The 21,316-nt window shown below is 73.4% G+C and carries 15 protein-coding genes, 2 tRNA genes and 1 pseudogene; 5 read left to right on the forward strand and 13 right to left on the reverse strand.

Annotation, left to right across the window (positions count from 1 at the left end; genetic code table 11):
* Positions 1 to 60: 60 nt before the first annotated feature.
* A complete protein-coding gene (locus tag ACFCY7_RS00370) occupies positions 61 to 1,341 on the reverse strand; it encodes a M6 family metalloprotease domain-containing protein (protein ID WP_376480204.1) in 1,281 nt (426 codons plus the stop codon).
* A 325-nt stretch (positions 1,342 to 1,666) separates the two neighbouring features.
* On the opposite strand from ACFCY7_RS00370, the gene ACFCY7_RS00375 reads away from it, so the two are divergent.
* Positions 1,667 to 3,586 (forward strand): putative bifunctional diguanylate cyclase/phosphodiesterase, encoded by a 1,920-nt coding sequence (locus ACFCY7_RS00375; RefSeq protein ID WP_376480205.1) that lies wholly within the window; start codon positions 1,667 to 1,669, stop codon positions 3,584 to 3,586.
* Between the two features lie 183 nt (positions 3,587 to 3,769).
* Here ACFCY7_RS00375 and ACFCY7_RS00380 read toward each other — a convergent pair whose 3' ends face one another.
* Both ACFCY7_RS00380 and ACFCY7_RS00385 read right to left on the reverse strand, forming a co-directional pair.
* On the reverse strand, positions 3,770 to 5,470 hold the full coding sequence (locus ACFCY7_RS00380) for a glycosyl hydrolase family 18 protein (RefSeq protein WP_376480206.1): 1,701 nt from the start codon (positions 5,468 to 5,470) through the stop codon (positions 3,770 to 3,772).
* Between the two features lie 257 nt (positions 5,471 to 5,727).
* Entirely contained in the window at positions 5,728 to 6,819 is a 1,092-nt protein-coding gene (locus ACFCY7_RS00385) for an LLM class flavin-dependent oxidoreductase (RefSeq protein WP_376480207.1), read from the reverse strand.
* 405 nt (positions 6,820 to 7,224) lie between these two features.
* On the opposite strand from ACFCY7_RS00385, the gene ACFCY7_RS00390 reads away from it, so the two are divergent.
* Entirely contained in the window at positions 7,225 to 7,983 is a 759-nt protein-coding gene (locus ACFCY7_RS00390) for an IclR family transcriptional regulator (protein ID WP_376480208.1), read from the forward strand.
* Between the two features lie 76 nt (positions 7,984 to 8,059).
* Positions 8,060 to 8,133 (forward strand) — tRNA-Lys (locus tag ACFCY7_RS00395).
* A 64-nt stretch (positions 8,134 to 8,197) separates the two neighbouring features.
* Here the strand turns inward: ACFCY7_RS00395 and ACFCY7_RS00400 are convergent.
* From ACFCY7_RS00400 to ACFCY7_RS00410, 3 genes are all read right to left on the reverse strand, one after another.
* Complete coding sequence (locus tag ACFCY7_RS00400) at positions 8,198 to 8,860, reverse strand: LuxR C-terminal-related transcriptional regulator (protein ID WP_376480209.1); 663 nt, start codon at positions 8,858 to 8,860, stop codon at positions 8,198 to 8,200.
* Positions 8,788 to 10,092, reverse strand: coding sequence for a sensor domain-containing protein (locus tag ACFCY7_RS00405; RefSeq protein ID WP_376480210.1), 1,305 nt, complete (start codon positions 10,090 to 10,092; stop codon positions 8,788 to 8,790). The genes ACFCY7_RS00400 and ACFCY7_RS00405 overlap by 73 nt, the downstream gene beginning before the upstream one ends.
* Positions 10,093 to 10,210: 118 nt before the next feature.
* Positions 10,211 to 10,624 (reverse strand): SsgA family sporulation/cell division regulator, encoded by a 414-nt coding sequence (locus ACFCY7_RS00410; protein WP_376480211.1) that lies wholly within the window; start codon positions 10,622 to 10,624, stop codon positions 10,211 to 10,213.
* A 290-nt stretch (positions 10,625 to 10,914) separates the two neighbouring features.
* On the opposite strand from ACFCY7_RS00410, the gene ACFCY7_RS00415 reads away from it, so the two are divergent.
* Positions 10,915 to 12,198, forward strand: a complete 1,284-nt coding sequence (locus ACFCY7_RS00415) for a PucR family transcriptional regulator (RefSeq protein WP_376480212.1) — start codon at positions 10,915 to 10,917, stop codon at positions 12,196 to 12,198.
* Between the two features lie 15 nt (positions 12,199 to 12,213).
* On the opposite strand, the gene ACFCY7_RS00420 is transcribed toward ACFCY7_RS00415, so the two are convergent.
* The 4 genes from ACFCY7_RS00420 to ACFCY7_RS00435 all read right to left on the reverse strand — a co-directional run bounded on the left by ACFCY7_RS00420 (position 12,214) and on the right by ACFCY7_RS00435 (position 18,822).
* Entirely contained in the window at positions 12,214 to 13,881 is a 1,668-nt protein-coding gene (locus ACFCY7_RS00420) for an AMP-binding protein (protein WP_376480213.1), read from the reverse strand.
* 90 nt (positions 13,882 to 13,971) lie between these two features.
* Positions 13,972 to 14,565, reverse strand: coding sequence for a lytic polysaccharide monooxygenase (locus tag ACFCY7_RS00425; protein ID WP_376480214.1), 594 nt, complete (start codon positions 14,563 to 14,565; stop codon positions 13,972 to 13,974).
* Between the two features lie 127 nt (positions 14,566 to 14,692).
* Complete coding sequence (locus tag ACFCY7_RS00430) at positions 14,693 to 16,612, reverse strand: SPFH domain-containing protein (RefSeq protein WP_376480215.1); 1,920 nt, start codon at positions 16,610 to 16,612, stop codon at positions 14,693 to 14,695.
* 707 nt (positions 16,613 to 17,319) lie between these two features.
* The gene (locus ACFCY7_RS00435) at positions 17,320 to 18,822 is read right to left on the reverse strand and encodes a peptidoglycan-binding protein (RefSeq protein ID WP_376480216.1); all 1,503 of its coding nucleotides are present in this window, start codon (positions 18,820 to 18,822) and stop codon (positions 17,320 to 17,322) included.
* Positions 18,823 to 19,006: 184 nt separating this feature from the next.
* Between ACFCY7_RS00435 and ACFCY7_RS00440 the strand changes: the two genes are divergently transcribed.
* Positions 19,007 to 19,080 (forward strand) — tRNA-Lys (locus tag ACFCY7_RS00440).
* Between the two features lie 137 nt (positions 19,081 to 19,217).
* Here ACFCY7_RS00440 and ACFCY7_RS00445 read toward each other — a convergent pair.
* The 3 genes and pseudogenes from ACFCY7_RS00445 to ACFCY7_RS00455 all read right to left on the reverse strand — a co-directional run.
* Positions 19,218 to 19,486 (reverse strand): annotated as a pseudogene (locus ACFCY7_RS00445) (glycoside hydrolase family 6 protein); the annotation flags it as partial.
* Between the two features lie 503 nt (positions 19,487 to 19,989).
* The gene (locus ACFCY7_RS00450; RefSeq protein WP_376480217.1) at positions 19,990 to 20,649 is read right to left on the reverse strand and encodes a class F sortase; all 660 of its coding nucleotides are present in this window, start codon (positions 20,647 to 20,649) and stop codon (positions 19,990 to 19,992) included.
* 2 nt (positions 20,650 to 20,651) lie between these two features.
* On the reverse strand, positions 20,652 to 21,260 hold the full coding sequence (locus ACFCY7_RS00455; RefSeq protein ID WP_376480218.1) for a hypothetical protein: 609 nt from the start codon (positions 21,258 to 21,260) through the stop codon (positions 20,652 to 20,654).
* Positions 21,261 to 21,316: the final 56 nt, after the last annotated feature.

Below are 21,316 nucleotides of genomic sequence, written 5' to 3' on the forward strand. Positions count from 1 at the left end.
GAAGCCCCTCGCGGAAGCGGGGGGCTTCTTCGTGTTCCGGCTCCGCGGGCCCGCGGGGGCTCAGTCGACGGCCGGCGGGGTGATGCGTACCGTCCAGCCGCCCGTCGAGATCCGGTCCGTGACCTCGACGCGGACGCCGGTCCCGGGCACGGTGAGGGTCTCGCCCTCCTCCAGCGGAGCGTCCGCGAGCGGCGGGTAGACCGAGCGGTCCCAGCAGGCGTCGGTGCGCGGGTGTGCGTCGACGACCTCGACGGGACCGTCGCCGGAAGCCGCGCCGGCCCGTACCCGGTAGACGAGCACGCCCTCGGTGCACGTCTCGGCGTCGTTGCCCCGGGCGCTGCGGGCCTCGATCGCGAGGACGCTGTCGGGGCCGGTGCGGACGACGGCGAGCCGGGTTCCGAGGATGCCGCCGACCGAGGGCGGGGCGTCGCTGGGCTCCAGGCTGACCACCCGGGTGCCGGCGCCCTGGACGCAGCTCACCTGGGCCCGGGAGAGCCAGCCGAGCTTCCACTTGTGCCAGCCGAACATGTCGGGGGCGAGCCCGAACTGGCTGCCCATGACGTCCCAGTCCCCCACATGGGTGTCCCAGTCGCCCTTGCCGTCCACCGGGCGGTGGTAGAGGTCGGGCAGGTCGAAGACGTGGCCGGTCTCGTGGGCGAGGACGTTGCGGTCGGGCGGGTGCCGCTCGAAGACCGTGACGACCCGCTTGATCTCGGCACCGTCGGCCTCCAGCGGCCGTTCGAGGTTGACGACCTTGGTGGCGTCCGAGTCCACGCCGGGCGCGTCCGGGTCGGCGACCAGGTAGACGATGTCGTACGCGGAGAAGTCGACGTCCGGGTCGGCGGCGGTGATGGCGTCGCGGAGGTACGCGGCGCGCTTCCCCGCGTCCCAGTCCCGCCGTATGTCGTACGCGCCGGACTCCTTCGGCATCGGGGTCCAGGTGTGCCGGGGATGCGGGCGGAGGGTGAAGCGTCCGTAGGAGGCGCGGTCGAAGAACTCGCTGGTGGCGGGGAAGTGGTCGGCGGCGAGTTCGGCCGGCTCGGTGAGCGGGTCGGAGTCCGGGAACGACAGGAAGATCATGACCGCGTCGAGGGTGCGGGTCGGGCGCGGGTAGGAGCCGTTCCAGGTGTCGAGGCCCAGCGAGTGGTGGGCGGCGGTACGGGGCAGGGCGCAGGGGCTCGCCGACGGCGCGCCGACGGCGGGGCCCGCGACGAGGCCCGTGGCGGCCAGGGCGGCGAGCGAGGTGAAGGCGGCCGCTCCCGCGCGCAGCCGCGAGCGTTCCACTCCCCCGGGTGGCTGCTGACCCCTCACGTGGACCTCCGGATCGCGAATGCGGGACACCCCACCCACCTTGTGACGATTTACGAGGTTTCGCACGTTTCCGCTGCCCCGGTCGGGTGAGGGCGCGCCACGGGGTCGACGCGAGACGAACGCACTTCAGCTCACGGAAAGTCACATTCGGTCAGTCGTCGTCGACCCATGTCAGACCCGCGCAGAAACGATCGGGCGACGCACGGGGGTGGCCATCACCACACGGGTGGGCGCCCCTCGCGCACGTCCCGAAGCTGGAACGCTCCCCCGCACGGGCTCTATGATCGGCTCACTCTTCCTTGGCCGACCGTCCCGACCACATGCGACCGGCCCGACTGCACTACGGGAGCGAGCGGTGAGCGGAACCCCCGAAGGACCGGTGCACCCAGAACCGCCGGAGAAGCGCGCACTCACGGAGCGTCACACCGAGCATCCGAGCCCCGCGGGCCGGGCCGGCGAGCGCTCCGACTCCGAACTCCGCGACTACCGCGCCGCCTTCCGGGTCTCCCGGCTCGCCATGGCCGTCGTCGACCAGGACGGCACCGTCGTCACCGCCAACGAGTCCTTCGGCGCGCTCCTCGGCACCGACGCCGGGGCGCTCCGCGAGCAGGCCGCCGCCGACCTCGTCGACCTCGCCTCCGACGGCCGCACCTGGCACGCGTACCGCGAGGTGCTGGGCGGCCGCCGCTCCCGCTTCCGCTGCACCCGGCGCCTCAAGCACCCCGACGGGCGCTCCCTGTGGGCGGAGATCACCGTCGCCCCCGTGCCCGACAGCCCGCGCGTCCTGCTGTCGGTCGCCGACATCAGCGACCGGCGCGAGCTCCAGGCGCGGCTGCGCCACCTCCAGATGCACGACCCGGTGACCCGGCTGCCCAACCGGGCGCTGTTCTTCGAGCGCCTGTCGGCCGCCCTGGAGGCCGCCGTACCGGACGCCTTGGAGACCGCCGTGCCGGACGCCGCGGAGGAGGAGGTGCCGGTCGGCCCTTCGCACCGGCCCGACCGTTCATACGAGTCGTACGGGTATGGCAGAACAGGGCGGATCGGCCTCTGCTACCTCGATCTCGACGGGTTCAAGGCGGTCAACGACACCCTCGGCCACCGGGTCGGCGACCGGCTCCTCGCCGCCGTCGCCGCCCGTCTGACCGAGTGCGCGGACAGCGACGGCTACACCCGCAGCGGCGGCCACCTGGTGGCGCGGCTCGGCGGCGACGAGTTCGCGATCCTGGTCGAGGACTCCACCGGCACCGAGCAACTGGCGGACCTGGCGCGCTCGGTGCTGTGCGCGCTCCAGCACCCGTTCGACCTGGCCGGCCAGCGACTCTCGGTCTCCGCTTCGATCGGCGTGGTCGAGCGCTCCGCGCGCGGGACGACGGCGACCGCCCTGATGCAGGCCGCGGACACCACGCTGTACTGGGCCAAGGCCGACGGCAAGGCCCGCTGGACCCTCTTCGACCCGGAGCGCAACGCGCACCGGATGACCCGGCAGGCGCTCTCCTCGACGCTGCGGCCGGCCGTCGACCTCGGCGAGTTCGCCCTGGAGTACCAGCCGCTGGTGGACCTGGCGGACGGCGGGGTGCGCGGGGTGGAGGCGCTGGTGCGCTGGAACCACCCGCAGTTCGGCTCCCTCGCGCCGAATCGGTTCATCGGGATCGCCGAGGAGGACGGCTCCATCGTGGAGCTCGGGCGGTGGGTCCTGAACACCGCCTGCCGGCAGGCCCGGCAGTGGCAGAAGGACCATCCGCGGGAGCGCCCGATCTTCGTGAGCGTCAACGTGGCGGTCCGTCAGGTATGGGACTCCGACCTGGTCGCCGACGTCGCCGGCATCCTCGCCGAGACCGGGCTCGCCCCGCACCTGCTCCAGCTGGAGCTGACCGAGTCCGCCGTGATGGGCTCGGCCGGCCGGCCGCTCCAGGCGCTCCAGGCGCTGAGCGACATGGGGGTGCGGATCGCCATCGACGACTTCGGCACGGGCTACTCGAACCTGGCCTATCTCAGCCGGCTCCCCGTCTCCGTGCTCAAGCTCGACGGGTCCTTCGTCCGGGGGTTCCAGGACGAGGAGCACGCCAACCCGGCGGACGAGCTGATCGTCGAGGCGCTCGTGCACCTCGCGCACCGGCTCGGCCTCACCGTCACCGCCGAGTGCGTCGAGACCTCCGGTCAGGCCGACCGGCTGCGGCGCATCGGCTGCGACACGGGCCAGGGCTGGCTGTACTCGCGGGCGGTGACCCCGGACCGGATCGCCGAGCTGATCGGCTCGGAGCCCCTGCCGGTCTGACCGCGCCCGGAGCCCCTGCCGGTCCGACCGCGCTCGACGACCCGGGCGCCGGGCGCGCCCGATGCCCGGATCCGTCGCGTGCGGGCGGGCGGGCGCGTACGGCTCCGGGCATGGAACTGCCCCCGGCCGGAGGGACATTCCGGGCGGGGGCAGTGGTCATGGGGGGTTCAGCGGGTCAGGCACTCAGCAGGCGCCGAGGTCCTGCCAGACGCCCCACTCGCCGGTGGTGCCGGGGGCCTCGTTCTGCGTCCACCACTTGGCCTTCCACTTGCGGCCGTTGTGGGAGACCTCGTTGCCCGCGTTGTAGATCGTGCCGGCCACGTACGCCGGGACGGAGCCGCAGCCCGAGGTGGGCGGGGTGGTCGGCGGCGTGGTGGGCGGGGTGGTCGGGGGCGTCGTCGGCGGGGTGGTCGGCGGCGTCGTGGTCGGCGGGGCGGTGGTGCCGCCGAGCGCGGTGTTGATCTGCTTCAGCAGGGTGGCGTTGTCGTCCAGGCCGAGGAGCGAGTACATCATCGCGCCGGCCAGGCCGCGCTGCTTGGCGTAGTCCACGCGGGCCTGGATGGACTTCTGGTTCAGGCCGGTGAAGAACTCGCCGTCCTTGTAGAAGTACGAGGACTTCGACTGGTCGTCCCAGAAGGTGGTGGCGGCGTTGTCGACGATGCCGCCGAGCTCCTTGTAGTGCGCGATGCCGGCCTGCTGGCTGAGCGGGCGGACGTTGGAGCCGCCGGTCGCGGTCTGCGCGAGGCCGTTGGTGGTCCCGGCGGGGACGCCCTTCCAGCCGCGGTAGTAGAACTCGTAGCCCAGGGTCAGCTTGTTGGCGGGGAAGCCGCCGGTGATGCCGTAGGTCGGGTTGCCGTCGATCCAGGAGTCGATGGCCGAGTCGATGCTGTACTTCTCCGTGCCCGGCGCGATCACGTCGGTCGGGTCGTTCGGCGAGGGGTAGAGCGGGGACTGGTGGTACGTCGGCCCGTCGCCGTCCCAGGCGCCGTGCATGTCGTACGTCATGATGTTGGCGTAGTCGAGGTACTGACCGATCTTGTCGGTCTCGATGTACTTGATCTTGTCCTGGCCGGCCGGGAGCGCCGAGGTCAGCAGGTACTTCTTGCCGCCGTTGGCCGCGCCGTACTCGTCGAGCTGCTTGCGGAACTCGGCGAGGAGCAGCGTGAAGTTCTGCTTGTCCTCGGGGGCGTAGTGGTTGCCGAGGTGACCGCCGGAGGAGCCGGGGTACTCCCAGTCGATGTCGATGCCGTCGAAGATGCCGGCCGCCGTGCCCGCGCCGCCGTAGCCGCCCTCGACGGGCAGGTTGCCCTTGATGTACTGGTCGATGCAGGAGGCCACGAACTTCTTGCGGCTCGCGTCCGTCTTGGCCGCGTCGCTGAAGTACTTGGAGTAGGTCCAGCCGCCGAGCGAGATGTTGATCTTCAGGTGGGGGTACTTCGCCTTCAGTTCCTTGAACTGGTTGAAGACGCCCACGATCGGCTGGTCCCACTTGTCGGCGACGCCGTCGACGGAGTCGGCCGCGCTGAAGGACTTCTGGTAGTCGGCGTACGAGTCGCCCGCACCGTCACCCGCGTTGGGGTTGTTGTCGTCACCCGCGGCCTTGTTGGCCTCGAAACAGGTGAGGTTGGTGGGGTGGATGTTGCCGAACGAGTAGTTGATGACGTCCAGCTGGCTCGCGATGCCCCGGGTGTCGAGGTGCTTGGGGTAGAACGCGTTGCCGTAGACGCTCCACTGGTCGTAGTACGCGATGCGCACGTTGCCCGTAGAGGCGGTGGTCGACGTGTCGGCCGCCTGGGCGGAGCCGAGGCCGACGGTCGCGGCGAGCGTGCCGGCGGCGAGGGCCGAGCTCAGGAGCGCGGCGATCAAGGGCTTACGGGGGTGCACGTGCGGCCTCCGATGGGGGGAGTACTGGGTGGTGCCGTACAGGAGCTGAGGAAGTGATAGCCGCCGCATGAACGGCGCGTCAATGGTCTGAACCAGATTGAGGACTAGACCAATTTGACGGAGAAAGCCCTTGTCAGAGACGTGCAGCACAAAACGGAACCGCCCGCCACCATCGGTGACGAGCGGTTTAAGGTTCACTTAGGGCAGGATCCGGGGTTCGTTCGAGGGTGAACCAACCGGCCTCCGGAACTCCGTTTTCACCCGGCCGAACCCTCCTCGGGGTCCGGCAGCACGGGGAGTTCGTACGCGTCGGCGATCAACTCGTAGCTCCGCACCCGCGCGTCCCCGCCGTGCCCGTTGGCCGTGATCATCAACTCGTCGGCGCCCGTCCGCTTGCGCAGGTCGTCGAGGCCGGACCGCACCTCGTCCGGGGTGCCGTACACGACGTTCGCCAGCCAGCCGTCCACGAACTCCCGCTCCGCGGGGCTGAATCCGTACGCCTCCGCCTCCTCGGGCGTCGGCACCAGGCCGGGCCGGCCCGTGCGCAGCCGCAGCATCGCGAGGGCGCCGGCCAGGACCTCGCGGCGGGCCCGCGCGGCCTCGTCCGCGGCGAGCGCCGAGACGCCGATCATCGCGTACGGGGCGTCGAGGACCGCCGAGGGCCGGAACGAGTCCCGGTAGAGGTCGAGCGCCGGGATCGTGTTCCGCGCCGAGAAGTGGTGGGCGAAGGCGAAGGGCAGGCCGAGCAGGCCGGCGAGGCGGGCACTGAAGCCGGAGGAGCCGAGCAGCCAGATCGGCGGGCGCCCCTTCGGACCCTGCACCGGGCCCGGCACGGCGTGGATCCGGGCGTACGGGTGCCCGTCCGGGAAGTCGTCGTCCAGGAACCGGGTCAGCTCGGCCAGCTGCTCGGGGAAGTCGTCGGCCCCCTCGTTCAGCGAGTCCGTGCGCCGCAGGGCGGCCGCCGTGGCCCCGTCGGTGCCGGGCGCGCGCCCGAGCCCGAGGTCGATCCGGCCCGGGGCGAGCGCCTCCAGGGTGCCGAACTGCTCGGCGATGACGAGCGGGGCGTGGTTGGGGAGCATGACGCCGCCCGAGCCGAGCCGGATGCGCCGGGTGTGGGCGGCGAGGTGGGCGAGGATCACCGCCGGGGACGAGGAGGCGACTCCCGGCATGGAGTGGTGCTCGGCCACCCAGTGGCGGTGGAAGCCGCGCCGCTCGGCGAGCCGGCTCAGCTCGACGCTGGTGGCGAGCGCCTGCGTCGCGGTCCGCCCGCTGCCGACGGTCACCAGGTCCAGTACGGACAGCGGTACGGGCGCGGAACCCCGCGCCTCTCCTCGAATAGCGTCGGTCACCGTCGAGACCCTCCTCGGCACACGTGCGGATCCATCTCCGGAGGCTTCTCCGGGTGCGCAGCCGGACGCGCGTCCGGATACATCAGGGCTACAACAGGAGGGTGTCTCCGGTTATTCCTCCGGGAAGGGAGGGTTCTCGGCCACCGGGAGAGCGCCCACCGGGTCCGCCTCCCCGTAAAAAATCTCCCGTTCGCCGCCGGCCGAACGCACCCGGGAGCGCCGTCGCGCACAGCCCTGACCTGAGACTCTCCACACCACTCATGACATGGGCATATGCCAGAAGGGTGCGCCCCAGCGTAGGGCCCGGATCGCCCGCATCATTCTCGCCAACAGCCGCCCCGCAAACGGCCCTTGGCGGCTATCGTGGTACGAAAGCTTGCGGTCACAACCTGGTAGGGGGAAACCGTGGCGCTGAAGCCCGAGCCCACCGCGCCGTTCCACTCGGCGCAATACGCCCTGCGCGTCCTCGAGACGGTGTCACGGCACGGTGGCGGAGTGACGGACGTCCAGATCGCGCGCGAGACCGGCCTGCCCGTGGCCCACCTGTCCTCACTGCTCCTCATGCTCCGGCGCGAGGGGTACGTCGAGCAGGTGGCCGACGGCGCGTACGTGATCGGGGACTCCCTCGTCCTCCTCGGCTCCGGCTTGACCCGCCGCGAGGCCCTGGAGGCGAAGCTCCAGGAGACCCTGACCGAGCTACGCGACTCCGTCGGCGCCGCGGTCTACATCAGCCGGTACATCGACGGCGAAGTGAAGATCACCCAGTTCGCCGACGGACCTCGCACGCCCAAGGTGAACGAGTGGGTCGACTTCCGCTCGGCCGCGCACGCCAGCGCGGTCGGCAAGTGCCTGCTCACGCAGCTCGACCAGAACGGCCGGCGGGACCACCTCTCCCGGCACAAGATCGCCCGGCTGACCTCCCGGACGATCACCAGCGAACGCATCCTCTTCTCGAAGCTCGACAGCCAGCCGGCGACCGTCCCCGTCCTCGACCTCCAGGAGTACGCGGTGGGCACGGTCTGCGCCGCCGTCCCGCTCACGGCGGGCTCGGCCGTGGGCTGCCTGGCGCTGTCCCTGCCGATCGAGCACGCCCACCGGCTGCGCGCGGCGGCCGACACGCTCAACCGCAGGGCCGCCCCGGTGGTGCTCTCGCTGGCGATCTGAGGACACGCGGAGACCCGGTCCCGCGGGGTGGTCGGAAGCACCCCTCGGGACCAGGTAGTATTTTCTCTGTCAGCAGGCGCCGCTAGCTCAGTTGGTTAGAGCAGCTGACTCTTAATCAGCGGGTCCGGGGTTCGAGTCCCTGGCGGCGCACCGACAGAGAAAGCCCCTCGCGAAAGCGAGGGGCTTTCTTGTCGTTCCCTCCGGCCCCTGCCCGTCAGGCCCGCAGGTAGGTGAGGACGGCGAGCACCCGACGGTGGGTGTCCTCCGCCGGCGGCAGGCCGAGCTTCGCCAGGATGTTCCCGATGTGCTTGCCGACGGCGGCCTCGGTCACCACCAGGCGCCGGGCGATCTCCGCGTTCGAGTGGCCCTCCGCGACCAGGCCGAGGACCTCCCGCTCGCGCGGGGTCAGCGCCTCCAGGGGGTCCCGGTGGCGGCGCAGCAGCTGCCGTACGACCTCCGAGTCGACGACCGTGCCGCCGTCCGCGACCTGGGCGAGGGCCTCGACGAACTCCTCGACCTGGCCCACCCGGTCCTTCAGGAGGTAGCCGACGCCGGTGCCGTCGCCCGAGTCGAGGAGGTCGGCGGCGTAGCTGCGCTGCACGTACTGGCTGAGGACGAGCACCGGCAGGCCGGGCCGCTCGGCGCGGAGCGCGACCGCGGCGCGCAGCCCCTCGTCCTGGAAACCGGGCGGCATCCGGACGTCGGTCACCACGATGTCCGGCGCGTGGGCGGCGACCGCCTCGCGCAGCCCGTCCGCGTCGCCGACGGCGGCGACGACCTCGTGGCCGAAACGGGCCAGGAGCCCTATGAGTCCCTCCCGGAGGAGGACGCCGTCCTCGGCGAGGACGACGCGGAGCTTGCGGGGAGCGGTCGGCACGGGATCTCCACTCGGAGCAGGGTCGGCCCGCCCGGCGGGCTCATGATCGTCAGTGTGCCATCGAGGACGGCGATCCGGTCGGCGAGTCCGGTGAGTCCGCTCCCCCGGGCCGGGTCCGCCGCGCCCCGCCCGTCGTCCTCGACGTCGAGCCGCAGCACGCCGTCGGCGTGCCGGGCGGTGATCGCCGCCCGGGTCGCCCCGCTGTGCTTGCCGATGTTCGCGAGCGCCTCGCAGCCGGCGAAGTAGCCGGCGCTCTCCACGCTCGCCGGCAGCCGGGGCAGCTCGATGTCGGTGTCGACGGGCACGGCGGAGCGGTCGGCGGCGTCGGCGAGCGCCGCGCCGAGGCCGTAGTCGGCGAGGACCTGCGGGTGGATGCCGTGGATCAGCTCGCGCAGCTCGGTGAGGACCTGCCCGGCCTCCGCGTGCGCCTTCGCCAGCTGCTCGGCGAGCGGGCCCGGCGGGGCGTCGAGCCGTGCCAGACCGAGGGTCATGGTGAGGGCGACCAGGCGCTGCTGGGCCCCGTCGTGGAGGTCCCGCTCGATGCGGCGGCGCTCCGCCTCGAAGGCGTCGACGAGCCGGGCCCGTGAGGCGATGACCTCGCCGATCCCGTCCTCCCTCCCGGTCTCCCGGGGGCTGAGCAGGGCGCGCGCGAGGGCGGCGCGGGCCCCGGCGACGGCCGCCAGCGGGTAGGCGAGGGCCACCAGGAGCACGGCGCCGAGGAGCGCCGCGGCGAAGGCCTCGGGATAGGAGGTGACCAGGTACGCCTTGACGACCTTCGTCTCCGCCCCGTCCACCGCGTACCGGACCGGGGCGGCGAGCAGCGCGACGGGCAGCCCGACGCCGACGGCGAGCACGAGCAGGTCGAGCGGCCACAGCACGGTCGCGAGCAGGAGGGCGTACGCGAGCTCCCGCCAGGTGGCCTGCTCCCCCGCCCGCAGCCGGAGCCAGGCGCCGAGACCGGGGGCGGTGGGGACCCGGTGCGGGTCGGGCGCCGGGTCCCGGTCCGCGAGCCGCAGCCGCCACCGCTCGATCCCGCCGACCGCGGGCCCGGCGAGCAGCAGCAGCGGCAACCCGACCAGGAACAGCGAGAACACCCCGAGGACCAGGAGCACCAGGCAGACGGCGGCGCCGACCACCGCGCCGGTCGCGAGGTACCCGGCGGCCCGCCACGGCCAGACGCCGAGCGGGAAGCGGGGCCGGGTCAGTGCCTGCCAGGGGTTGCGGGGTTCCATGTCCGCCCACGCTAGGCGGGACGCCCGGCCGGGGCCATGGGCCTGGAGGGTGCGGCGGAGGTGGGGCAGGCCCTACCCCCGCCGCCGTACGAGCCGGGCGGGACCGTCCGGGCAGGGCCTACGGGTTGAGGAGGGCGTCGAGGACGCGGGTCAGGCCGGTGCCGTCGGACTCGGTGCCGGGCGGGACCAGGTCGAGGGTGCGGCCGAGGAAGACGGAGACCGCGGCGGCCCGGGTGCGCAGGAAGGCGTCACCGTCCGGCGACCGCAGCAGGATGTTCAGTTCGTGCTCGGCGCCCGTCGCCGTCGGCCACACCCGGACGTCTCCTTCGCCGGCCGCCCGGAAGGTCCCTTCGAGGAGCAGTTCGCGGGCGAAGGTCCACACGACCGGGGCGGCCGCGTCGGCGTGGAAGACGATCCGCACGGCGAAGGGGTCGTCCGCCCTGTACTGCAGGCGGGTCAGGACCGGGACGCCGTGCCCGGGCGACAGCAGCAGGTCCATCACGAGGTCGCGTTCCACCACGGCGCCGTCCATGACGTGATCACTCCGTTCGTACTCTCAGCGGTGTCCGGAGAAACGAGACGGGCGGGATGCGGCAACCGGCCCGGCGCGGATGCTGTCGGCGGGAACAGGCGGGCCCCTCCGGTTTTGTCGGCCGGGACAAACGGGGCCGCGACATCCCCGCGTCACCACCGCGAGACCCCCTCACCCTGCGAACGCGCGCGCGGCAGCCGCCGCATCCCGCCACGGCACCGTCCCCCGGGCCGCCTCCGGCCGCCCTCCGGCCCCCGCGCACCGCGCCCCGGCCCGCCTACGGTGACGGCATGGGGGCACTGCTCAGCGAGGAATCCACCGGCACGACGACGACGGCGAAGGCACCGGTCGACGCGGTGTCCGCCGACGCGGTGTCCGTCGACGCGGCGAGGAGGCTCGCCACGGCGCTCCTCCGCCGGCTGCCGGAGCTGGCCGAGGCGACGACCCGGCACATCCGCGAGGAGCTGTCGGTCTACCAGGCCTCGGCACCGACGGGGCAGGACGACCTGTACCTGTCGGTGCGGGACAACATCGAGTTCACACTGCGCCGACTGGCCCGCGAGGAGGACGTCTCCCTGGCCGCCCCCCGCAGCACCGGCCGGCTGCGCGCCGAGCAGGGGGTGCCGCTGGCGTCGGTGCAGTCCGCCTTCCGGATCGGCTACCGGACCTTCTGGGGGTCCATGGTCGCCGAGGCCGCCCGCACCGGCATCGCGACCGACGCCGAGCTGGTGGCGATGGCCGGCGACGTGTGGCGGTTCAACGACGAGTCCACCACCGCGGTCGTCAACGCCTACAACGAGCGGGCCGCGGCCCTCATGGTCCAGCGCGACCAGCAGCGGTCGGCCCTCGTCGACGTCGTGCTGCGCGGCGGGATGGGCAACCCCGGTTCCGTCCTGGAGGCGGCGGACCTGCTCACCCTCCCGTACGACGGGACGTTCGTGGTCGTGGTCGCCCAGGTGCCCGGGCTCGCCCGGCAGGCGCTGCCCGACATCGAACCGGCGCTGCGCGACCAGGACATGGGGTCGGCGTGGCGGCTCACCCCCGACGCGCAGATCGGGGTCGTGTCGATGCGCGGCGACGACGGCGCGATGGGCCGGCTCGTCGAGACGCTGCGGGTGCTGACCGTGCACCGGGCGGGCGTCAGCCCCCGCTACACGCGCCTCGACCAGACGCCGCAGGCGCTCCACCTCGCGCAGGTCGCCCTCGCGGGGGCCGCGCCCCACGACGAGACGGTCTCGCTGTTCGACGACGCCCCGCTGCCGATGCTGGTGGTGAGCGCCCCGTCCACCGCCTCCCGGATCGGCCACCAGGTGCTCGGCGAGCTGATGGACCTGCCCGAGGCGCAGCGCGAGCAGCTGCTGACCACGATGTCCACGTACTTCCGGGTGGACGGGTCGGCGGAGAAGGCGGCGAAGCTGCTGTTCTGCCACGCCAACACCGTGCGCTACCGGCTGCGCCGCATCGAGCAGCTCTCCGGGCGGTCCTTCGAGCGGCGCCTCGACTCGGCCGAGCTGTACATCGCGCTCCAGGCCCTGCTGCACCTGCCCGGCGTGGTCCGCGACCCGCTGGAATGACCCCGGGGGCCGCCCCTACGGGTAGGCCTGGGGGCGGCCCTGCCGCGCGTAGTGGGCGCGGAGGGCGTCGAGCGCGGTCCCGGTGAGGGGCTCGTAGGGGGCGTCGGGGGCGGGGCGCCACCAGACGGGGTCCGGGCAGAGGAAGGAGGCCCGGCGCAGGCCCACGCGGTGGACCTTGTTGGTCGCGGTGAGGGGCAGTTCGGGCAGGACGCGGACGAAGCGCGGCGGCATCTTCGTGCCCAGGTCCGGCTGGGCGGCGAGGAAGTCGGTGAAGGCCGCCGGGTCGAAGTCGGCGCCCTCGCGCAGGGCGAGCGCCGCCATGACCTGGTCGCCCGCGACCGGGTCGGGCACCGCGTAGACGGCGACCCCGGCGGCCCGGTCCCAGCGGGCGAGGATGTGCTCGATCATCGCCGCCGCCAGGTTCTCGCTGTCGACCCGCAGCCGGTCGTCCGTACGGCCCGCGAAGTAGAGGAAGCCGTCGGCGTCCCGGTAGAAGAGGTCGCCCGTCCAGTACCAGCCGTCGCGGAGCCGGGCCGCCTCGGCCTCGGGGTTGCGCCAGTAGCCCTCGAAGGGCGAGCGGCCGCGGTTGACGAGTTCGCCGACGGCCTCGGAGGTGTTGAGGAGCAGGCCGGTGGGCGAGAAGCGGGCCGGTGCGCAGACCTCGCCCGTCTCGGGGTCGATCACCGCCAGGTCGTCGCCCGGCGCCGCCCGGCCGATCGCCCCGGCCGGGGTGTCGGGGGTCCGTTGGATCGCCGCGCCGCCCTCGGAGGATCCGTACCCCTCCACGAGCGGGACCCCGAAGCGCTCCCGGAAGCGGGCCGCGTCGACCGCCCCCGCCTCGGTGCCGAAGCCGAGGCGGAGCGGGTGCGTGCGGTCGTCGGGGGCGGGCGGGGTGGCGAGCAGGTACTGGACGGCCCGGCCCACGTAGGTGAAGTAGGTGGCGCCGAAGCGGCGTACGTCGGGCAGGAAGCGGGAGGCCGAGAAGCGGGCCCGCAGGGCGACCCCGGCACCGGCGGCGAGTGCGGGCGCCCAGTCGGCGATCACGGCGTTGCCGTGGAACATCGGCATGCAGACGTAGTGGACGTCGTCGCGGCCGACCCCGAAGTGGGAGACGAGGGAGGCCCCGGCGGCCGCGAGCCGCCCCTGGCTGCACAGCGCGGCCTTGGGTGCGCCCGTGGAACCGGAGGTGAAGGAGAGCAGGAAGCGGCTGTCGGGGCGTACGGGGCCGAGGGCCGCGTCTCCCGGGCGGGCGCCGGCGTAGGGCGCGAGGAGGGCCCGGTAGGCGTCGGTGTCCGTGACCAGGATGCGCACGCCCGGCAGCGGGAGCCCGTCGAGGAGGGGCAGGTGGGCGCGTTGGGTGACCAGGACCCGGCAGGCGGTGTGCCGGACGTCCCGGGCGAGTTCGGCGCCGCGCCGGGTCGGGTTGATCCCGGCGACGGCGGCCCCCGCGAGGGCCGCCGCGCTGAGCCAGAGCGGGTACTCCGGCGTGTTGTCGAGCAGGATGCCGAGGTGCGGCTCGCCCCCCGGCACGGGTGGCATCAGGTCCACGAGCAGTGCGGCCCGCGCGGCGGCGCCGGCGGCGACCTGGTGGTGGGTGAGGGTGTGGTGCTCGTCCCTCAGGCCGATCCGGTGGTCGCCCCATTGGCGCCGTACGAGCTCCGCGACGGTGTCCGCACCCCTCATGGGCCGGACTGTAACTGACGTACCGTCAGAACTGAACGGCCGCGACCCGCCGACCGGCCGGGCACCGACGGCTCCCGGCCGGTCGACCCGTCAGAACTTGACGTCCGAGCAGGCGTAGAACGCGTTCGCGGTGTCCGCGATCGTCCACACCGCCAGGATCAGGTGCCGGCCCGTCTTGCCCGCCGGGATCGTCCCGGAGTGCGAGAGCGTCGCCGGCGGCTGCTGGTTGTTGTAGGGGACGGTCAGGAACGGCTGGGGGTCGAGCGCGGCCCGGGTCAGCTTCTGACTCGGGTCCCAGCCGTTCCTGGTGATGTAGTACTTGAAGTCGGTGGTGCGGTGCCGGGCCGTGAACTGCCAGCGGAAGCTGTAGCTCTGCCCCGCCGTGAGGCTCGTCGCCGGCCAGGCGCCGCCCCGGGGGTCGTCGAGCTGGGCGAACTGCGTGAGCCCGGCCGAACAGATCCTGCCGTCGGCGGGACCGGCGGCCGGGAACCCCTTCGGGCCCTCGACCGACTGCGGCTCCCACTGGATGGGGCCGCAGTTGGTCACGGTGCCGTTGGCGCAGAGCTTCTGGCGGCTGATCGGCGAGTCGGTGTACCCGTGACTGCCGGCACTACCGGTACCGAGGAGGGTGACGCCGGCGACGCCGAGCGCCACCACCGCCGCCCCGACTGACTTGTTGCGCATGCTGTCGCTCCAGGAGAACGTGGGGAGTTCCGTTGGGTCGTGCTGCACGCGTGCTGTCTTGCGGGTGACTCAATTTGGTCTGGACCAAGTACCAAGGTATGGACGGAAGTTGAACATGTCCATCCCCTCACGCACCCTCGACCGGAGCCGTCCGGCCCGTGTAGAACGCCACCGTCAGGTCCTTGACCAGCGTCTTGCGCTCGTAGTCGTCCAGCTCCACCAGACCACGACTGGTCAGCCGGTGGACCACGTCGTCCACCGCGTCCACCACCGACGTCAGGACACTGTCCCGGTGCTTCGCGTCGATCGCCGCGATCCGCCGCCGCTGCATCGCCGCCGCGACCTCGGGGGCGTACTCGATCCTCGTCGGCTGCGCGGAGAACACGTCCACCCCGACCGGAGCGCACTCCGCCGACAGCATCCGCGTCAGCGCCTCCCCGACCGCCTCCGCGTCCCGGAGCGTCGGCGCGTCCTCGTGGAACGCGTCCGCCGGCAGCTGCGACAGCACCCGCGCCATCGCCGCCTCCACCTGCTCCCGCAGGTACTCCTCGTGCCCTTCGACCCCCAGCGCCGCCCGGACCGTGTCGCGCACCCGCCAGACCACCAGGACCACCACGTCGAGCGCCGTGCCCTTGGCGTCCACCGCCGACAGCGGCTCACTGCGCCAGTGCCGGAGCCGGACGTCCACCCGGCGCCGCAGCAGCAGCGGGCTCACCCACACCAGACCGGTGCGCCGCACCGTCCCCCGGTAGTCGCCGAACAGCGTCAGCACCCACGCGTAGCCGACCCGCACCCGGCCCAGACCGCCGAGCGCGAACAGCGTCGCCACGACACCGAGCGCCAGCAGCACCCACTGCCACAGATGAATCCCGTTGTACGGCCGCACCGGCAGCCGCAGCATCCGCGCCGCCTCGTCCGGCACCGCCCCCGTCCACCACACCACCGCCGCCGACCCGACCACGGCCAACGCCCCCGCCACCACCCCGACCCACCCCGGCAGCACCGGCCCCGGCCGCTCCACCAGCCCCGGATCCGCCGTCGGCGCGGGCCGCGAGCCCGACACGGCGTCGGACTGCCGGGACTTCCGTACGCCCTGCGGGGGCTGGGGCTGCCGGAGTTGCGGGGGTTGCTGGACTTGCCCGCCCGGCCTGGGCTGCTTGGGCTGCTTGGGCTGCTTGGACGGCTTGGCGTGCCTGGCCTGCTTCGTCTGTGCGGCCGCCGCAGCAGCCGGCGACTGCACCTTCGACGGTGCCGGAATCGCGGGCCTCGCCTTGCTCTTCGACCCGGCCGAGCCGTTCGACGGCACGGGCGCGGCCATCGCGACGGTGTCGGGCCCCCCGTCGTCGGCCACCCCCGCCGGAACAACACCCTCCGGCTCGTCCCGGAACAGCAGATGCACCGGAATCGACCCGGTCGTCTCCGTCCCGATCACGTTCTTCCGCCGCGCCACCCTCACCACGGCCGCCACCGGCACGGCCACGACCCCGACTTCCGCGCCGGCGATCCGCCCGAAGTCGGGGACGCGGTCACCGGTTCCGGCTCCGGTTCCGGGGGCCGTGGCGGTGGCGGTGGCCGTGTCGGTGACGGTGTTGGTGTTGGTGGCGGTCCCGGCTTCCGCTGCGGCGCCGATGATGGTGACGGCCACCGGAATCGCCGGCGCGCCCCCGGTCCGCACGGCGGCGGACGCGAAGACCTCCGCCGACTTGCGGGTGGCGATCCCGCCCTCGGGCGCGGCCGTGAGAGCGGCGGAACCCGAGAGCGGAACCGATGCCGAAGCCGGGTGCGGAGTCGGGTGCGGAGTCGGGTCCGTCTGTTTGTCCGTCTGCTCGTCCTCCCCCTTGGCCTCCTGCTTGGCCTCCTGCTTGATCGCCTCCCTGGCCGGCTCCCTGACCGGCTCCTTGATCGGCGGCTCGATGGGCTGGTTGATCGGCGTCGCGGACGCCGCCGTACCGCCCGTCTCCTCCCGCTTGGCGGGCGAGGGGTCCGCTTCGCGCGGTGTCGCGGCCGGGGGCCGGGCAGGGTGGGGCGCTGCGGGCGTCCGGTTCACCGTGGCATCGCCGGGCGTCCCGGTCCCGACCGAAACGGGGTGGGGAAGCGGGGAGGCGGCGGCGGGTCGGGCGGTGGCTCCGGAAGCCGGGGCCGTAGCGACTCCTTGAGGGGTCGGTGCCGGTGCCGGTACCGGCGTCGGTGCTGGTGCCGGTGTCGGTGCCGGTGTCGGTGCCGGTGTCGGTGCCGGTGTCGGTGCCGGTGCCGGTGCCGGTGCCGCGGAGGGTTCGCCGGATGCCGGAGTGCCGGACGCGGCCGGGCGGGCGGGGGCCGGAGTCCCGGGGCCGGTGGCGTCGCGGGACGTCGAGGGTCCCGACCCGGTGGCACCGACGGACGGGGTGGGCCGGGAGCCGCCGGGGCCGGGGGCCGCCGAGGGCGCGGCCTCGACGGCACCCACGGGCGCCACGGCCTGGGGCAGCGGCGCCGAGACGAGCGCCCCGATGGCGCCGTCGGCCGCCGAAGAACCGGCCTCCGCCCCTGCCCCTGCGTCTGCCCCGCCGGTCCCGGCCCCGGTCCCGGACTCGGCGTCGCCGTCGGCGGGGGCTGGGGGTGACGGGGGTTCGGTGGGGGTCGGGGGCGAGGTGCGGGGGAGGGTGCCGCCGGTGAGGCGTCTGGCCGTGCGGGCCGCGTCACGGGAGGCGGCCGCGCCGGAGTCCGCGGGGTTCGGGGTCGATGCGGTCATTCGGGGTCCACCTCATGTTCTCGGGGTCATCGGAACAAACGCCGCCAGGTCTCCGGGCCCGGGTAGCCGTCGGCCGCTCCGCCGCGCCAGCCCTGTGCCCGCTGGAACGCCTCGACGTTGCGGCGGTCCGCCTCCGTCCAGCGCAGACCGGGTCCCGACAGGTAGTGCTTGCCGAAGCCCCGCTTCACCAGTTGTTTGCCCAGCTTCTCCACATATGCGTTGGATTGGCCCGGACGGAAGTAGCCACGCCCGGGAAACCCCGTCGCATTCGCGCTCGGACCGCTCGAACCACCCGATCCGCCGATGCTCCTGCCCCCGCCGGTCACGAGGAGCTTCCAGGTCTCGGGGCCGGGAAGGCCGTCCGCCTCCTTGCCCTTCCATCCCTGCGCCAGCTGGAACGCCTGGGTCGCCCGGCGGTCGGCCTCGCCCCACTTCGGGCCGGGGCCCTTGCTGTAGTACTTCTTGCCGCCGCGGGCGACGAGGAGCTCCCCGAGCTGGGTGACGTACGCGTTGTCGGCGCCGGGGCCGAACTTCGTCGCGCCCGGATACGGCGTCGGCGTCGCGGTCGCGCCGCCCCCGCTGCCGCCGCTGATCACGCCCTTGTAGCGGTAGGCCACGTACCGGTCGGAGTTCTCCCAGTACGCCATGGGCGTCGCCTGCTTCCGCGTGCGCGGCTTGGTCTGCTCGTACGCGATGTAGGAGGTGTGGGTGTAGTCGGTCCAGCCGCCGAAGATCGTGACGTGCGAGCCGCGGGTCGGGTTGGCCGGGTTGTGGAAGAGCAGGATGTCGCCGGGCTGGAGCTCGGTGCGGTCGATCCGGTCGGCGAAGCGGTCGAGGCTGCCGGTCCACTCGTTGCTGCGGAGGTTCCAGGCCATGGAGATGTAGCCCGAGCAGTCCTGGCGGTAGCCGTCCGACCAGTACTTCTCCATGGAGTACGGGACCTGCGCGGTCACCCACAGCTTGGCGCGGTTGATGATGTCGGCCCGGGTCGTCTGCCGCAGCGAGCCCGTCGAGATCTGACTGGTCGTCGGGGTCGCGTTCGGGTCCGGGTTCGAGGCCGGGACCGTGCCGGCGGGCGCGTTCGGCCCCGGCAGTGAGCCGGGTCCCGGCGTTCCGTGCAGCGGCTCCCGCCCGCCCTGCGGGTTCTCGGGCCCCGGCCAGGGCGTGGCGCCGGGGCCGGCCGCCTCCCGCAGGACCGCCGAGTCGGCCGCCGCGGCGTCGCCGGAAGCGGTGCCGCCCGTACGGTCGGCGGCATCCGCGGCGTCCCCCGCGTCCGCCGGGGTGAGCGGCCCCACCGGGGCAGCGGGCTCCGCAGGGTGCGGGAGGGCCGCGGCCACACCTCCCCCTCCCCCGCCCAGGACCACCCCCGCCGCGGTCACCAGGACCAGCGCGCGACGCGCGCCGTGCGCGGCCGGGTGACCGCCCACCCGGACGGGCAGGCCCAGCACGAGGTCACGGCGGTACCGGGCGCAGCCCGGGCAGCCGCAGTCGGCCGCGGGTTCGAACTCCTCGAAGACCGGCACGCTCATGCGATTCCCCTCCACACTCGTCAAGATCTTTTTTGCCCTTGTTTCGGGCGCCAGTGTCTCAACTGTCTGGACAAATCGCATTTTGACGGATCGAAGGCCTGATACGACCATCCGACAGGCCGGGGGCGACCGGTATTGGTCAGGAGCACGCCTTCAGGTCAGGTAGAGTTCTCTTTGTCAGCAGGCGCCGCTAGCTCAGTTGGTTAGAGCAGCTGACTCTTAATCAGCGGGTCCGGGGTTCGAGTCCCTGGCGGCGCACGCGAGACTGAGGCCCTTCACCGATGGTGAGGGGCCTCAGTCGTTTTCTGGAGCCCCCCGACACCCCGCCCGGGCCGCCGAACTACCGTGCGTTACCCGTCAGTTCCAGAGCGTAGGAATCGAACCACTCCCCTGCCTTCGCCCTCCGCGTACGGGCCGTTCCCGTTCCGACTGGTGTCGACCACGAAGGGCCTGCCGCCCACCAGGGCCGACAGCCCCTTCCCGTACGCGATGCCCGCCTCGGTCGTCTGGTAGTTCGACACGTTCACCGCGAAGCCGTCCTCGTCCGCGATCCCGGCCTCCTGGAGCGGCAGCCTCAAATCCGCCGGCTTCCCCAGCCCGCGTTGCCCGCGTCCAGATAGACCGTCGTCGCGGGCCGCCGCTTCAGCCGCAGCACCGCCGCCTTGCGTGCCGCGGGCGCCCTCGCCACCCTCCCCACCAAGACACGGCCACCCCCATCCCGGCCCCGAGGCTCCCCGCCCCCCGTTGCGCGCCCAACGGACGGCGCCCCTGCCGGGCCTAGCTCCCCGCACCTACGGCAACCACCAGGCCCAGCCCTCTGACCAGCACGCCCACCGGCTGGTCCCGGGGCACAAACAAGGGGGCGGCTGATCGCCGTGGTCGGGTTGTGCCCACCCGTTCCGCCCTTGCGGAACAGTTGCCCACAACGGGGGGGCACGGGCCCGGCGTGAGCCTGCGCCCGGGGCGCAACCGGGGGAGCCGGGGCCAGGCGGGTGGCGCGCGGCCACAACCGGGGGACGCCCGGGCGGCGCGTGAGACCGCAACCGGGCAGACCCGGCGGGCCGCGGAGCGACGGGCCCGGCAGCGTGGGAAGGGCAATCGGGCGGAGGCCCATCGGCGGGGCCAGGGGGGCGCGGCCGATGGGTGCGGGGGCGCAGGGGGGGCGGGTTAGGGGCCGGTGAGGTAGGCGGAGATTACTACGTTGGCGGTGTAGGTGTGGGTGGTGCGGTCGAAGGTGCCGCCGCAGGTGATGAGGCGGAGTTCGGAGCGGCGGGGGTCACGGGGGCCGTAGGCCTTGGTGGGGTCGAAGCGGTCGCGGGGGAAGACCTGGACGTCGTCGATGGTGAATTCGGCGCGGGAGTCGTCGGCGCGGGTGACGAGGACCTTGGCGCCGGGGCGGGCGGCGCTGAGGCCGTAGAAGACGGCGGGTCGGGTCTCGGTGTCGACGTGGCCGACGAGGAGGGCGGCGCCGGCGGCGCCGGGGCGGGTGCCGGGTCCGAACCAGCCGACGGTGTGGGACATCTCGAAGGGCGGCGGATCGATGGCGCCGGTGCTGTCGAGGCCGCGGGCGACGACGGGGGCGGAGATGCCGAGGGAGGGGATCTCGACGCGGCGGGGCTCGACGGCGGGGAGGGGGTCGCGGGCCGGGGGGAGCGCGACGCCGAGGGGGCGGCCGACCGCGGCGATGTCGCCGGTGGTGGGCGCGGAGAGGCCGCCGGGGCCCTCGGTGATGTCGCGGCCCCAGAGCCAGAGGCCGAGGAGGAGCAGGGCCCAGGCCACGCCGGTGACGAGTCGCCCGGTGCCCGCCGGGCGGGTTCCGGACGACACGGTCACTCCTCGGTGCTGCCGGGGCCGGTGGCGGGCCCGGCGGTGCGGCGGCGGGAGCTGCGGAAGGCGACGGCGACGGCGGCGAGCGCGGCCATGCCGAGGCCGAGCAGGGTGTACGGGGTGCCGAGTCCGCTGTCGCCGGCGGTCTGGGCGACGCCGGGGGCGGCCGGGGCGGCGAACGCGGCGGTGCCGCCGCCGCCGGCGCGGACGGGGGCGACGGGGCTCGGGTGGTGGGTCGGCCGGTGGGTGGGCTGGTCGCGGCGGACCTGCAGGGTTCCGACGTCCGGGTGGTCGTGGCCGTCGCAGGTCACGCTGACCTTGTAGGTGCCGTCTTCGAGGCCGGACCTGAGGGTGGTGTCGCCGAAGAGGGGGTTCTTGCCGCCGTCACGGCCGGTGAGCTCGGCGTCGGCGACGAACGCCGGGGACTTGGCGGCACCGGTGGTGCCCTTGCAGCCCTGGACGCGGACGTCGATGTCGGCGCCGGGTGACGCGGTGGACGGGGTGACGGTGGCCTGCACACCGTCGTGGGCGTACGCGCTGCCGGCCGTGGGCGCCAGCACGAGTACGAGCGCCGCCCCTGCGGCACGGAGAGCAATGGGACCTGAACGCATCGTGACCTCCTGGTACTGGCAGGGTCACCCGGATCGGCGCTCTTCGCATCCGCAGG

It is taken from the genome of Streptomyces sp. NPDC056361 (genome assembly GCF_042262805.1).
Taxonomy (GTDB): Bacteria; Actinomycetota; Actinomycetes; order Streptomycetales; family Streptomycetaceae; genus Streptomyces.